This window comes from Thermodesulfovibrio thiophilus DSM 17215 (assembly GCF_000423865.1).
Lineage (GTDB): Bacteria > Nitrospirota > Thermodesulfovibrionia > Thermodesulfovibrionales > Thermodesulfovibrionaceae > Thermodesulfovibrio > Thermodesulfovibrio thiophilus.
This window is the reverse complement of the sequence record NZ_AUIU01000011.1, coordinates 185922-199915: the sequence shown is the minus strand read 5'-3', so window position 1 is coordinate 199915 and position 13994 is coordinate 185922. Positions and strand designations below refer to the sequence as shown.

At 33.5% G+C, this 13994-nt stretch carries 16 protein-coding genes; 3 read left to right on the top strand and 13 right to left on the bottom strand.

Going from position 1 to position 13994, the window contains the following annotated elements:
* The first annotated feature begins 165 nt into the window (after positions 1-165).
* A complete protein-coding gene (locus G581_RS0102130; protein ID WP_028844403.1) occupies positions 166-1779 on the top strand; it encodes an acyl--CoA ligase in 1614 nt (537 codons plus the stop codon).
* A 1-nt stretch (position 1780) separates the two neighbouring features.
* Positions 1781-2773, top strand: coding sequence for an NAD(P)H-dependent glycerol-3-phosphate dehydrogenase (locus G581_RS0102125; protein ID WP_028844402.1), 993 nt, complete (start codon positions 1781-1783; stop codon positions 2771-2773).
* 47 nt (positions 2774-2820) lie between these two features.
* On the opposite strand, the gene G581_RS0102120 is transcribed toward G581_RS0102125, so the two are convergent.
* The 3 genes from G581_RS0102120 to G581_RS0102110 form a co-directional block, all read right to left on the bottom strand.
* Complete coding sequence (locus tag G581_RS0102120; protein WP_028844401.1) at positions 2821-3660, bottom strand: universal stress protein; 840 nt, start codon at positions 3658-3660, stop codon at positions 2821-2823.
* Positions 3657-3962, bottom strand: coding sequence for an MTH1187 family thiamine-binding protein (locus G581_RS0102115; protein WP_038064662.1), 306 nt, complete (start codon positions 3960-3962; stop codon positions 3657-3659). The genes G581_RS0102120 and G581_RS0102115 overlap by 4 nt, the downstream gene beginning before the upstream one ends.
* Before the next feature lie 66 nt (positions 3963-4028).
* Positions 4029-4787, bottom strand: a complete 759-nt coding sequence (locus tag G581_RS0102110) for a TIGR02757 family protein (RefSeq protein ID WP_028844399.1) — start codon at positions 4785-4787, stop codon at positions 4029-4031.
* Positions 4788-4864: 77 nt separating this feature from the next.
* On the opposite strand from G581_RS0102110, the gene leuC reads away from it, so the two are divergent.
* Positions 4865-6130 (top strand): 3-isopropylmalate dehydratase large subunit, encoded by a 1266-nt coding sequence (gene leuC, locus G581_RS0102105; protein WP_028844398.1) that lies wholly within the window; start codon positions 4865-4867, stop codon positions 6128-6130.
* On the opposite strand, the gene ybeY is transcribed toward leuC, so the two are convergent.
* The 10 genes from ybeY to ruvA all read right to left on the bottom strand — a co-directional run bounded on the left by ybeY (position 6119) and on the right by ruvA (position 13970).
* Entirely contained in the window at positions 6119-6604 is a 486-nt protein-coding gene (gene ybeY / locus G581_RS10285; RefSeq protein ID WP_028844397.1) for an rRNA maturation RNase YbeY, read from the bottom strand. The two genes, leuC and ybeY, sit on opposite strands and share 12 nt — an antisense overlap.
* Entirely contained in the window at positions 6601-8115 is a 1515-nt protein-coding gene (locus G581_RS10280) for an HD family phosphohydrolase (protein WP_051178704.1), read from the bottom strand. The genes ybeY and G581_RS10280 overlap by 4 nt, the downstream gene beginning before the upstream one ends.
* On the bottom strand, positions 8084-8971 hold the full coding sequence (locus tag G581_RS0102090; protein ID WP_239639014.1) for a PhoH family protein: 888 nt from the start codon (positions 8969-8971) through the stop codon (positions 8084-8086). Before G581_RS0102090 ends, G581_RS10280 begins: the two co-directional genes overlap by 32 nt.
* A 62-nt stretch (positions 8972-9033) precedes the next feature.
* Complete coding sequence (locus G581_RS0102085; protein ID WP_028844395.1) at positions 9034-9663, bottom strand: SPOR domain-containing protein; 630 nt, start codon at positions 9661-9663, stop codon at positions 9034-9036.
* A complete protein-coding gene (queA, locus tag G581_RS0102080) occupies positions 9660-10697 on the bottom strand; it encodes a tRNA preQ1(34) S-adenosylmethionine ribosyltransferase-isomerase QueA (RefSeq protein WP_028844394.1) in 1038 nt (345 codons plus the stop codon). Before queA ends, G581_RS0102085 begins: the two co-directional genes overlap by 4 nt.
* Positions 10684-11679: a SpoIID/LytB domain-containing protein gene (locus tag G581_RS0102075; protein ID WP_028844393.1), complete on the bottom strand. Its 996-nt coding sequence runs from the start codon at positions 11677-11679 to the stop codon at positions 10684-10686. The genes queA and G581_RS0102075 overlap by 14 nt, the downstream gene beginning before the upstream one ends.
* On the bottom strand, positions 11676-11891 hold the full coding sequence (locus G581_RS0102070; protein WP_028844392.1) for a DUF2905 domain-containing protein: 216 nt from the start codon (positions 11889-11891) through the stop codon (positions 11676-11678). Before G581_RS0102070 ends, G581_RS0102075 begins: the two co-directional genes overlap by 4 nt.
* The gene (locus G581_RS0102065) at positions 11884-12429 is read right to left on the bottom strand and encodes an epoxyqueuosine reductase QueH (RefSeq protein WP_028844391.1); all 546 of its coding nucleotides are present in this window, start codon (positions 12427-12429) and stop codon (positions 11884-11886) included. The genes G581_RS0102070 and G581_RS0102065 overlap by 8 nt, the downstream gene beginning before the upstream one ends.
* A gap of 1 nt (position 12430) precedes the next feature.
* Positions 12431-13408: a Holliday junction branch migration DNA helicase RuvB gene (ruvB, locus tag G581_RS0102060; protein WP_028844390.1), complete on the bottom strand. Its 978-nt coding sequence runs from the start codon at positions 13406-13408 to the stop codon at positions 12431-12433.
* Positions 13398-13970, bottom strand: a complete 573-nt coding sequence (gene ruvA / locus G581_RS0102055; protein ID WP_028844389.1) for a Holliday junction branch migration protein RuvA — start codon at positions 13968-13970, stop codon at positions 13398-13400. Before ruvA ends, ruvB begins: the two co-directional genes overlap by 11 nt.
* Between the last annotated feature and the right edge of the window lie 24 nt (positions 13971-13994).

Below are 13994 nucleotides of genomic sequence, written 5' to 3'. Positions count from 1 at the left end.
ATAATTGTTCCAGAATTTTGAGTATAGTTGTTTTGATGGATAAATTCATTAAAAATTTCTGTGAGAGTCTAGTCAATATGTTTAAATTAATTCAATGGTTAAACCTTGATAAATATATATTTTTTATTTTATGATTTTAAATTATGCAATTGTTAGGAGGAATTAATGCAAGAAGCCATGAAAAGATATTATGAAGAAATTCAAAAATTCAAACTCAATGTTCCAGAAAAGTTTTCATTTCCTCTGGATGTTTTTGACAGATGGGGAAATTCTACAGCACTTATCTGGACAGATGGCATTGATTTAAAAAAATTCAGTTTCAATGAATTAACCATTCTTTCAAGTAAATTAGCAGGTGGGTTGAAAAGACTTGGAATAAATAAAGGAGACAGAGTTTTAATATTGCTTCCTAACATATATGAATGGTGGATAATTCTTCTTGCAATTATGAGAATCAATGCAGTGGCAATTCCTGGAACAACTCTCTTAACCGCAAAAGATATCGAATATAGACTGAAAGCTGCAGACATTAAAGCCGTCATATCTAATTCTGAAAACGCCCAGAAAATTGAAGATGCAGAGAATAGTTCAGGGAAAGATGTGCTTTTAATAAATTTAGATAAACGTGCAGGATGGAAAAGCTATGAAGACCTGCTTAACAGTGACGCATTTATAGGTGAAAGGACTTTTGCAGATGATCCTGCTTTCATATTCTTCACATCTGGAACAACAGGTCTTCCCAAAATGGTTCTTCACACTCAGGTGAGTTATCCAATTGGTCATATAATAACCGGCAAATTCTGGCTTGACCTAAAGCCAGGAGATATCCACTGGAACCTGTCTGACACTGGTTGGGCAAAGGCTGCATGGTCAAGTTTTTTGGGTCCGTGGAATATGGGAGCAACAATATTCAGTCTGTACAGAAAAGGTAAGTTTTCACCATCTTTAATTGTGGAAACTTTGAAAAAATACGAAATCACAACCATATGTGGTCCTCCAACTGCTTACAGGATGATTGTTAAAGAACTGCCCCTAAGTGAGCTAAAATTTAAAACAGTCAGACACTTCGTTGCAGCAGGAGAACCACTGAATCCTGAAATAATCAATATCTGGAAGGAAGTAACTGGAGAATATATTTACAATGGATATGGTCAAACAGAAACAGTGAATACAATTGCGATGTTAAGATTTTTCCCCATTAAAGCCGGCGCAGCAGGCTTACCAACACCTGGATATAATATAGATATAGTAGATGATGATGGAAATCCTCTTCCTCCAAATACAGAAGGAAACATAGCAATTAAAGTAAATCCTCAAAAACCTGTTGGACTTTTTAAAGAATACGTGGGAGATAAATTGGAGATGTCTGCTGTATTCAGGGGTGAATGGTATTATACCAGAGACCGTGGTTATAAAGATGAAGATGGATATTTCTGGTTTGTTGGTAGAGAAGATGATGTCATAATAAGTGCGGGATATCGAATTGGACCTTTTGAAGTTGAAAGTGCTCTTATTAAGCATCCTGCTGTTAAGGAAGCAGCTGTTGTTGCCAGCCCTGACGAAGTAAGAGGTGAAGTGGTTAAAGCATTAATTGTTTTGACTCAAGAATATGAACCTTCTGATTCACTTGTTAAAGAGATTCAAGAGTTTGTGAAAAAAGAGACCGCTCCTTATAAATATCCAAGAAAAATAGAGTTTGTTGATGAACTTCCAAAAACAATAAGTGGTAAAATAAAAAGAAAAGAACTTAAGTTTAAAGAGTTTGGGAAATTACAATAATATGCCATATATAGCTATTATAGGTGCAGGGAGCTGGGGAACAACTCTTGCCTGTCTTCTTTCAAAAAAGAGATTTGATGTAATAATCTGGGCAAGAGAAAAAGAAATTGTAGATGCTATAAATAATAAAAAAGAGAATCCCTTGTATTTACCGAATATTAAATTGCCTGATGATTTGATTGCTACGGATGATATATTTGAAGCGACAAAAAAAGCTAGATTTATTGTAAATGCAGTACCAACACAGCATATTAGAAGTGTTTTTATTTCTTTACAGGATAAACTAAATTATGAAACTATTATTGCAAGCGCATCAAAAGGAATAGAAAAAGGCACTCTTAAAACTCCTTCAATGATCCTTGAAGAACTATTGAATAAAGAAGCGTATGTTCTTTCAGGACCAACTTTTGCTCTTGAGGTTGCTCAGGAAAAACCTACTGCAGTAACTATTTCTGGCAAAGGAGAACAAGAAAGATTACTTTTACAGGAACTTTTCAGCACATCTTATTTTAGAATTTATGAACATGATGATCCAATCGGTGCTGAAATTGGAGGAGCTATAAAAAATGTCATTGCCATTGCTTCTGGAATCTGTGATGCCCTTGAACTCGGCAATAATGCAAGGGCTGCTTTAATTACACGAGGGCTTCATGAAATCATGAGACTCGGTAAAAAAATGGGGGCTAAGGAAATAACCTTTTCAGGATTAAGCGGGCTTGGAGATCTTTTTCTTACATGCACATCCACTCTCTCAAGAAATTACACTGTTGGATACAGGCTTGGCAGAGGAGAGAGCTTCTCTGAAATTTCAACAAGCATGCGGGCAATTGCAGAAGGAGTTGAAACCAGTGTTTCAGCTATGGAACTTTCAAAAAAACTTGATATAGAAATGCCAATTACATCAGAAGTATATCAGGTTATTTATGAAAATAAAAATCCCAAGCAAGCAGCACAGGATTTAATGAACAGAACTTTAAAGCCTGAGTTTTATTAAAATTATCAAAGATTCTCAAAAACACTATTTGTAGTATGTTAAGAAACTTAAGGAAAAAATAAAATCGGTTTATTGGAATTCTTTATAATTGCTTCACTAACACTGCCAATTATTAATGCCTCTGTGTAAGTTCTCCCTTGAGAACCAATTATAATAAGATCCATATCTTCAGCTTTTTTAAGAATCTCATCTGAAGGGATTCCTGAAAGCACCTGATAATGCATTTTTTTATCTATTTTCTGAAATTTTTCAACAGCTTCCTCTTTTAAATAATCAATATATTTATCTATTACTTCAGCGTCTTGAATAATATTCCTGATTTTTTGTTCAGGTACCACATACAGAATTGTAAGATTAGAATCGCATTTTTCTGAAATCTCCTTAGCCAAATCTAAAGCCCTTAACGAATTTTCTGAAAAATCAACAGGGCAGAGAATATTTTTTATCTTAATCCATTCAGGATTAATTTCTTGAAAACTCTCTCCTTTTACAATAAGTATCGGCACTTTTATCCCTTTAAGAATTCTTTCAGAAGTAGAAGGCCTTGTAATATGTGTTTTAAAGCCTATTACTGCAAAACTTCTCTCTTCATCTATAACTTCCCTGATGCCATCAATAAGCCTTCCAAATACAACCCTGGAATCAATATTGAGCTGGAATTCTGTCAGCTTTGTTGTCAGTTCTTTTAAATTCGTTTCAACTTTCTTCTTTTCTTTGATAATATAAGGCATTAAATAGGCCGGAGGAGTCATCGCATATTCCATAATATGAAAAAGAGTGATACTGCTACAATCAACAACCCGTGAAAGCCAGACTGCATAGGAAAGTACTGTATACGTAAATGGTTTAAAATCAACAGCAACGAAAATTTTTTCTGAAGTAATCATTTTTTTAAAGACCTGCCTAGTTTTTCTTCAACGGATTTAATTTTTTGCTCTATTCTTCCAGTTGTTCCTTTTCTATCATCAATTTTTATATCAATTATAACCCGTTCTACCTCATTCATTAATGTATCTCTACATTTTTTTATAAGATTCATTATCTGGTCCCACTCTCCCTCTACAATAGTACCCATTGCATGAAATCTGTAAGGAAGCCCACTTTCATCTACTATCTTGATAACTTTTGCCACATATGAACTTACACTGGCTCCCGCCCCTAAAGGAACAATACTAAATTGTGCAATCATTATATTTCTCCCAAAAGAACTTTTAAAATATTACCATAAATTGAAAATTTTTAAAAAGCCTGGATTTTAATTTTTCATATGTGAGTGACATAGAACAAAATCATATTTAAGAGGATCCTCTGAATTTATCTTTTTAAGAAACTCTGTTATTTCAATTGCTGTTTTTAAATTTTTATTGATTTTTTTAGTAAGCCCTAGCTCTTTTGAAACTTTCCATATATGAACATCGAGGGGAATAATTAAATCTGAGGGTTTTATATTTTTCCATAAACCAAAATCCACATCTTGGTCTCTCACCATCCATCTTAAAAAAAGATTAATTCTTTTGCACGGACTCAGCTTCGCGGGATGGGAGAAAAAATGTATTAAGCCTCTTGTTTTTATATCTCTTCCATAAATGGCAGTTAAATCAATTGCTAAAGCTCGACTTACAAAATTCGAAATTCCATTCACAATAGAATTTGAAATAAAGTAAGATTCAAAACTGCTTTGCTGTAAAAGAGACTTAATAATAAGCAGCAATGCTGCAATATCATGAACTGAGTTAAAACGATACTTTTTATCTAATTTTTCCATAAACCTTCCAGCATTGAAATTCATTAAAAAATCAAATGGAGACTGTCCCATTATCATAAAAAGTGTTTCAAGAAATCTACAAAAAACTTTGATACTACCGTAAGCAAATGAAGAAGCTACGAATGCAGAAACTTCTATGTCCTCTTTTTCTGTATATTTTTTAGGAAATTTAATCGGATCATTCTGGACAGCCTCTTCAAAATTAAAACCACTATAGAGATTTTCAAGCATTTCTTTGAGATTATTCATTCTATTATTTTTGATTAAATGCTTTTTTTTATGCAATAATAATTTCTTATAAAACTTACTTTCGGAGGAAGAAATTTATGGGAATGACAATTGCTGAAAAAATACTCGCAGCACATTCAAACAAAAAAGAAGTAACACCAGGTGAAATAATAAATGCCAACCTTGATATTGTTCTTGCAAATGATATTACAGCTCCCATTGCTATAAAAGAGTTTGAAAAGCTCGGCGTTAATGATGTCTTCGATAAAGAAAAAATAGCTTTAATTCCTGACCATTTCACTCCTCAAAAAGATATAAAAGCAGCTGAACAATGCAAATTACTAAGGGAATTTGCATTGAAATATAAAATCAAATACTACTACGAAGTTGGAAGAGTTGGAATTGAACATGCTCTTTTACCAGAGGAAGGCATAGTGTTACCAGGCGATCTTGTCATCGGAGCAGACAGCCACACATGCACTTATGGCGCTCTTGGTGCGTTTGCAACAGGTGTTGGCTCAACAGATGTTGCAATTGCTTTTGCCACAGGAGAATGCTGGTTTAAAGTTCCAGAATCAATAAAGTTCATCTATTATGGAAAGCTAAAAAAGTGGGTAAGCGGAAAAGACTTAATTCTTTATACCATTGGAGATATTGGAGTTGATGGAGCATCATATATGGCAATGGAATTTTCTGGAGAAACCATTGAAAGCCTTCCAATGAGTGGAAGAATGACAATGTGTAACATGGCAATTGAAGCAGGAGCAAAAACCGGCATTATAATTCCAGATAAAATTACAGAGGAATATGTCAAACCGCGTGCAAAGAGAGTGTATAAATTTTACACATCAGACCCAGACGCATATTATACAGAGATAAAAGAGTATGATTGTTCACAAATTTCACCAATGGTTGCCTGTCCACATCTACCTTCAAATGTAAAGCCTGCCAGAGAATTGAGTCATGTAAAAATTGATCAGGTTGTAATTGGTTCATGCACCAATGGAAGACTTGAAGACCTCAGAGAAGCCGCAATGATACTTAAAGGGAAAAAGGTTCATCCAGAGGTAAGAATGATAATAATTCCTGCAACTCAGAAAATTTATATGCAAGCCTTGAAAGAAGGCTTAATAGAAATATTTATTGAGGCTCAAGCTGCTGTATCAACTCCTACATGTGGCCCATGTCTTGGCGGACATATGGGAATTCTTGCCAGGGGTGAAAAAGCAATAGCAACAACAAACAGAAATTTTGTTGGGAGAATGGGACATCCAGAAAGTGAAGTTTATCTAAGCAGTCCTGCAGTTGCTGCAGCAAGTGGAATTCTTGGAAGAATTGGTACACCTGAAGAATTAGGATTGTAAATAGTTTAAAATTTTCTCCTCAACATCTTGCATCTTCTTGGTTTGATAGCGATTTCTTTCATGGTCATATCCTATTATATGAAGGAAACCATGAATCAAGACTCTTGTAATCTCATGCCAAAATGATATATTGTATTGTTTAGCCTGATAGTTAACTCTTTCAGGATTAATAAAAATTTCTCCAAGGAATAAATTACCTGAAAAATCATTTTCAAAATAAACAAAAGACAGAACATCAGTTGTCGCGTTTTTACCTCTGTATTTGCAGTTTAGTTCTTTCATTTTTTTATTTCCAATAAATATTACAGAAATAGATAGAGATAAACAGTATTTTTTTTTATTTAAAATTTTAATGAGGTTTTTATCCTGTAAATTATATAAAAAATTAAAAATCTTATTAACCGTTACAGACACTCTTTTTAATGAAATTTTAATCTTTCTCTGTCGGTTAATGACTTCTATATAGAGTTTCATGCCATCTTTTCTTTTTTCTGAATTTCTGGGTATGAAATTCTACGATGAAATATTCCTGTAAGGGTATATTCAAATTTATTCTTTATTTCACTTAAATCTTTTAAAGTAATTTCACATTCATCAAGTTGACCATCAAGAAAAATATTTTTAATTATCTTATCTATTAAGCCAGAAATTCTTGCTGGTGTTGGATCATCCAGTGTTCTTGATGAGGCTTCAACAGCATCAGCAAGCATTATCAAAGCTGCAAGCTTTGTCTGAGGTTTTGGTCCCGGGTATCTGTAATCCTGTTCTGAAGGAGGATTTTCTGATTCTTTTAAAGCCTTCTGATAAAAGTATGTAACAAGAGATGTTCCGTGATGCTGCTGAATCACATCTCTAATTATTTCGGGCAAATGAAACTCTTCTGCAAGTTCAACCCCATCTTTAACATGAGCTATTATAATCATGCTACTTAAATGAGGACTCAACTTTTCATGTTTACTTATATAATCTTTCTGATTTTCAACAAAATAATCTGGCATTCTTACTTTACCTATGTCGTGGTAATAGGAAGCTACTTTTGCGAATAACGGGTTAACACCGACAACCTCTGCAGCTCCCTCTGCAAGACTTCCCACTATCATACTGTGATGATACGTACCTGGTGCTTCCATTGATAGTTGTTTCATCAATGGATGGTCAATATCTAGCAGTTCAATAAGACTTACTGACGTAGTGATATTAAATAATCTTTCCAGAGATGGAAGAATCAGAAAACAAAGAGCTGAAATAGTGAATCCATTAATAATTGAAAAAATCACTGAAAAATAAACTGAGTTAAAACTGAACTTATCTATTATTAAAAGAATAGCAATTGAACAAACTATATTTGCTATGGCTACTGATATTCCAGCATTAATTACATCACTTCTTTTTTTAAATTTAAGAAGACTGAAAGCACCAATAAGACATCCTATAAAAACATAGATAGGTAGCAGAGAAATTTTTAACCATATACCAGTCATCAAACTGAGGATTAAAGAAAATATTATGGCAGTATGAAAATCAAATAGAATAGCAACCATTAAAGGACCGATGGCAAACGGTATTCCAAATGTATGTATAATTGCACTTTCCAGCCCCAATCCTCTAGAAAATACAAAAAATATATGTTCAAACAGCCTTGCTGTAATAAGGGTAAAAATCATCAGACTGCAGAGTAAAACCATCATTTTTTTCTTTTTAAGATAAGAAGGCTTGTATCTTTTAATATCTCTATAAAAAAAGAGATGAAATAGAAAAATAATAACAAAACTTCCTATAAGGGATTGAATCCCTGATTTAAAATCATAAAGCAAACAAGAGTTCAATAACGATAAAATACCAACAGGAAGTAATATCTCTTTTTCAATAAATGCCCTTCTTTCTCTTCCATTTTGAGGAGTTTTAAAGTTTTCGATAAATTTTCTTAAATAAGATCTATCTGGAGTGATAGGCTTAAGCTGTGGATTGTCTTTCATGTTTTTCATAAGCCTTTATAATTTTCTGAACAAGTCTATGTCTTACAACATCCCTGTCAGTGAAATAGATAGTTTTTATTCCTTCTATATCTTTAAGAATTTTTAATGCTTCTACCAATCCAGAAACTTTTTGAGATGGAAGATCTATCTGAGTAATGTCTCCGGTTATTACTGTTTTTGAGCCAAATCCAAGTCTGGTAAGATACATCTTCATCTGTTCAGTGGTGGTATTCTGTGCTTCATCAAGAATTATAAAGGCATCATTCAATGTTCTGCCTCTCATGAAAGCAAGAGGAGCTATTTCAATTGCTCCTTTTTCAATGAGTTTAGATGCCCTATCAAAGTCTAACATATCATAAAGTGCATCATACAAAGGTCGCAAATACGGGCTTACCTTTTCTTCAATAGCTCCTGGAAGAAACCCCAGTCTTTCTCCTGCTTCAACAGCAGGCCTTACAAGAACAATTCTTGAAACCTGCCTTGTAAGCAAAAAATGAATTGCCATTGCCATTGCAAGATATGTTTTGCCTGTTCCAGCAGGACCTATTCCAAACACTATGTCATACTTGAACATTGCTTCCATATATTCCTTTTGAGTTTCTGTTTTGGGAATAATAACTCTTTTTTTGGAAGGAAGAGGAATGCCTCCTTGAAAAAGCCCGAGTACTGATACAGGTTTGCCTTCCTTAATCCCTTGAATAGAATGCATGATATCTTCGGGTTTTACTATATATCCTTCCCTATTAACTGCTCTTATTTCTTCAATTATTTGTTCTGTTCTTTCTATGTCTATGTCATCCTCTCCGTGAATGATAAGTTTATTGCCTCTAATAGTTAGAGTAACATTAAGAGTATCTTCAATCAATTGAAATATCTTATCAAGCCCTCCATGTATAAAAGGATATTCTCTTTCTTCGTCAAGTTCAATTATGCGTGCGATGGAGATCCTCCTTTTAACTTTTGAGTTGTTTTTGTTATAAAATTGTCAAAACCCTTTGCCCTTAGAAATTCTGATGCTTTTTTTGCATCTTTAAATCTTTTATAATAACCTGCTTTGACCTTGTATAACTTCTCTTTAACCAGAGTAGCATTAAATCCAGCATCTCTAAGTTTTGTAACTAAAGCCTCTGCATTACTTAAATCTGAAAAAGCTCCCAATTGAATAGTGTATACAGCTTTTTTAGAAGTTGCTTTCTTTGAAGTATACACCTTCGTCTCAGCTTTTTTCTTATCCTCTATTTTCTTCTCACTCTGAGTTTTTTCTATTGTTTCAACTTCTTGAACTACCTTAACATCCTCTTTCTTCTCTGGCGTATTTATATGTGGTTGGTTTGCCTGAGCAACATTTTCCGGTTTTTTAGCAATTACAGATTCTGATGTGGAAGGTAAAACTGTTTTTTCAGTCTCGCTGGTTTTTTGAACATAAACTTCCTTTACAGGTGTTGTAATATAACAAAGTGTATAGCCTGCTAAAATACCTAAAATAGATATCGCTGCTACTATTAAAAAAAATGTTTTCTTATGCAATACTAAAAGTTCCTCACTGTTCTTTTTCATATGATTAACATAGCATCACCATAAGAAAAAAATCTATATTGTTTCTCTATGGCTTCTGTATAAGCTTTTTTTACTTTATCAATATCGCAGAAAGCATAAACCATAGCAAGAGGAGTTGATTTTGGCAAGTGAAAATTTGTAATGAATGCATTTATCATTTTAAATTCATATCCAGGATAAATGAAAATATTAGTTGTTCCTTTAATTTTATTTTCATCAGAACCATTGTCTTCATACTGTCCTGAAGCATATCCTTCAAGTGCTCTTGTTGTGGTTGTTCCAACAGAAAAAACTTTTTTACCTTTTTTTCTGGTTTCGTAAGTTTCGTTGAGAACTTTTTTATCTATTTCAAAATACTCAAAATCCATTTCATGTTCCTGTAAATTTTTAACTTTAATTGGTTTGAAAGTTCCAACTCCAACATGAAGAGTAATTTCTCTTAATATAACTCCTTTGTCTTTAATCCTTTCAAGAAGCTCTTCTGTAAAATGAAGCCCTGCAGTAGGAGCTGCAATAGAACCATTGAATCTTGCATAAACTGTCTGATAATTTTCTTTATCACTCTGTTCAGGTTGCCTTTTAATATATGGAGGCAATGGCATAGATCCTTTTGCTTTAATGAAATTCCTAACGTCTTCATAAGACATATTTTTGAAAACAAGTTCTCGTCCATTACAATTTTTTCTAAGTTCAATAATATATTCATCAATTAAAATATCACCTTCATAACTTCCCTTTGTCATTACTTCCCAGACTACCTCTTTTGGGGAAGATTTTTTTTCTCGAATTAATAAAACTTCGATTTTACCACCAGAAGCTTTTTTGCAAAAAAGCTTCGCTGGAATGACTTTTGTATTGTTAATCACAAGCATATCGCCTTTATTGAAATATTCAACAATTTCAAAAAAAAGTCTATGCTCTATCTGTCCTGTATCTCTGTGTAAAACAAGCAAGCGAGCCCTGTCTCTTTTAGACAAAGGACGCTGGGCAATTAAATCGCATGGTAATGAATAATCAAGCTTAGTTATTTCCATTGAGAGTTGTTATTTCTGTTCCCGGATAAAAATACTGCAAAATTTCTTTATAACTCTTACCCTCCTGTGCCATCTGAAAAGCACACCACTGACACATCCCAACTCCATGACCATAGCCACTTCCTTCAAAAATCACTCCATCCTTCTCAATTTTGATAGATTTTATCATTGTACTTGGCAAAACTGACCAGTTCAAAAGCCTCCTTAACTCAGTTGCTTTCACTATTTTTTCATTCTTACCATCACTGAATCCAAGTTCCTTTACTCTATTTGTTTTTGTATTGCTTATTATTCTGATGTCTTCTATTTTCTTCATTGATAAAGCCTTCCCAAGCATTTCAAAGCTGATTTTCTTTTCCCAAAGTGTATATGGAGAAGGCGTAGATGGGACATTAACAGGTTTTAAATAGGGAACTTCTCTTCCAAAAACCTCTTCGGGATCTTCTGTACTACCAACACTGCAAGCATGATAGAAAGCAATTACAGGTTCTCCATTATAACTCAGTATCTGTCCTTTTGTTTCTTTAACAGCTTTCTCAGTTTCCTCTGTTGACTCATCTCCTCTGTAAACCTGATGAAATACAGAAGATGTAACATCATAAAAATTTCTGGTTCTATTTCGAATAATATGAGTAATAGCATAGGTTCGTGCTAAAACAGCCTGAGCTTTTAAGGCTTCTTCTGGCCAGTGAATTCCAACCTCTGATGCAACTACTCCCTTTACATAATCTTCCAGTTCAACCACATCTATTAAAAAATATCCATCTTTTCCTTTCCAAATCTCAATTTCGCCCTGATAAATTGACCCATTGACAATTGCCTTTGCTGATATTTTTTTTATTTTTTCAAGCTCATTTGAAGTAGGTCTTCTATCTCCTATGAGAACTCTTATATAAGAGTTCTCATTATTATCCATAGGATAAACTTGTGTGAAAAAAAATAAACTGACAATTATTACAAATATAAATCTTATTAGTTTCATCTTTTACTCAAGAAATAAAATACAAAACTAAGTATAATACTTAACAGTATTGATGTTGCAAGTGGGAAATAAAAAACAAAGTTCTTTTTTTTAATTACAATATCCCCAGGAAGTTTACCAATAAAAGAAAGTTTATCAGCAGCTATCATCAATAATCCCATAATAATTATAATTATTCCAATAACAATTAAGACTTTTCCAATTTCATTCATAATTTATTGTTTTTAAATATCTTTCAGCTTCTGAATATATACATCCGCAGTATTTCTGTCTGTAAAGGTTAAGTTGTTTTGCTGAGAACATCGATTTTCTAAAGCCTTCTCTGAAGTCCTCAACAATGAAATTAATCCCGAAATATTTACCAGTCTCACTACCTATTTCTACTATTTTATCAAAATTCTGATAAGGACTTACCAGTAAAGTGGTCGTAAAACTCTCAATACTGAGCTGTTTTGCCTGTTCAGCAGTCTTTTCAAGTCTCATTTTATAACATACCAGGCATCTTTCTTTTTCCCTTCCGACAATTATTCGTAGAAATTTATAAAATTCTCTGTAATCTTCGTCATATATAGCATTGATATTTGCTAATTGCTGAAACTTTTTCAGAGACTCAAGTCTCAATTTATATTCACTAAATGGATGAATATTGGGATTATACCAGAAAAGAATTATCTCAAACCCTTTATTTTTAAGAACTTCAACTGGATAGATTGCACAGTTACTGCAACAGGCATGAAGCAGTATTTGCATTCTAAAACAACCTCTCAGGGCTTTTCTTTTTTAAAACCTCATAAGCAAGTCGTGTTGCCACCCTGCCTCTTGCTGTTCTTTCAATAAAGCCCTCCTGCATAAGATATGGCTCATAGACATCTTCAATTGTATCTTTATCTTCCCTTAATGATGCTGCTATTGAGTCAATACCTGCAGGACCACCATTGAATTTTTCAATAATTGTGAGAAGAATTTTTCTGTCCATTTCATCAAGACCATAATCATCAACATCCATAGCAAATAAGGCTCCCCTGGCTGTATTCAGGTCTATTGTATCTTTATCCTTTACCTGAGCAAAATCTCTAATTCTTTTAAGCAATCTGTTTGCAATTCTTGGTGTACCACGAGACTTTCTCGCAATCTCCATAGCTGCATCGTCGTTTATAGAAATCCCGAGTATTTTTGATGATCTTGATACTATTTCTTTGAGTTCATCTGGATTGTAAAACTCCAGTCTGAACACAACTCCAAATCTATCTCTAAGAGGCGATGTAATCAAACCTGTTCTTGTTGTAGCACCAATAAGAGTAAATCTTGGCAGATTAATCTTGATAGATCGGGCGGAAGGTCCCTGCCCAACTATTATATCAAGTGTAAAATCCTCCATTGCAGGATATAAAATCTCTTCAACCACTCTTGGAAGTCTGTGAATTTCATCAATAAAAAGAATATCTCTATCTGAGAGATTTGTTAAAATTGCTGCAACGTCACCTGCTCTTTCTAAAACAGGGCCTGATGTACTCTTTATATTAACGCCTAATTCATTGGCTATAACTGTTGCAAGAGTTGTTTTTCCAAGCCCTGGTGGCCCACAGAAAAGAACATGGTCAAGAGGTTCCTGTCTGATAAGTGCTGCTTTTATAAAAACTTCAATATTCTCTTTAATTTTTTTCTGCCCTATAAATTCTCTTAAACTTCTAGGCCTTAGGGTTATATCTAAAATTTCATTATTTTCCATCTTTACCCGAAAGAATGCTCAAGGCCTCTCTGATTATTGTTTCCTCAGTTTTATCTTTTTGATAAATTTTTTCTAAAACTTCCTTTGCATCCGTTCTTTTGTAACCAAGATTAATAAGGGCAGAGAGGATATCTTCATATTTTAGGTCTTTCTCATAATCTAAAGAAGGCAAAACACCTTTTAGTTCAAGAAAAATCCTTTGAGCCGTCTTCTTCCCAATTCCTGGAATTTTACTGAGTGATTTTATATCTTCCTCTTCAACTATCTTATAAAGAGTTCCCCTGTCATAGGCTGAAAGAATATTCATTGCTGTTGTAGGACCAATTCCAGAAATTTTTATTAATTCCTCAAAAAGATGTCTTTCTGATGTCTCTAAAAAACCATAAATATTTATGGATTCTTCTTTTAAAACCAGCGAAGTATAAAGCAGAATTTCATCATCTGTATTAATATCTCTGGAAACTCTAAGCGGTATTTTTATTGAATAACCAAATCCGCCTGTTTGAACAATAACCCTGTCTAATTTAACAGCAATAATCTTACCTTTTATAAAATCAAGCATCTATATATTTTAACACTTTTAAAA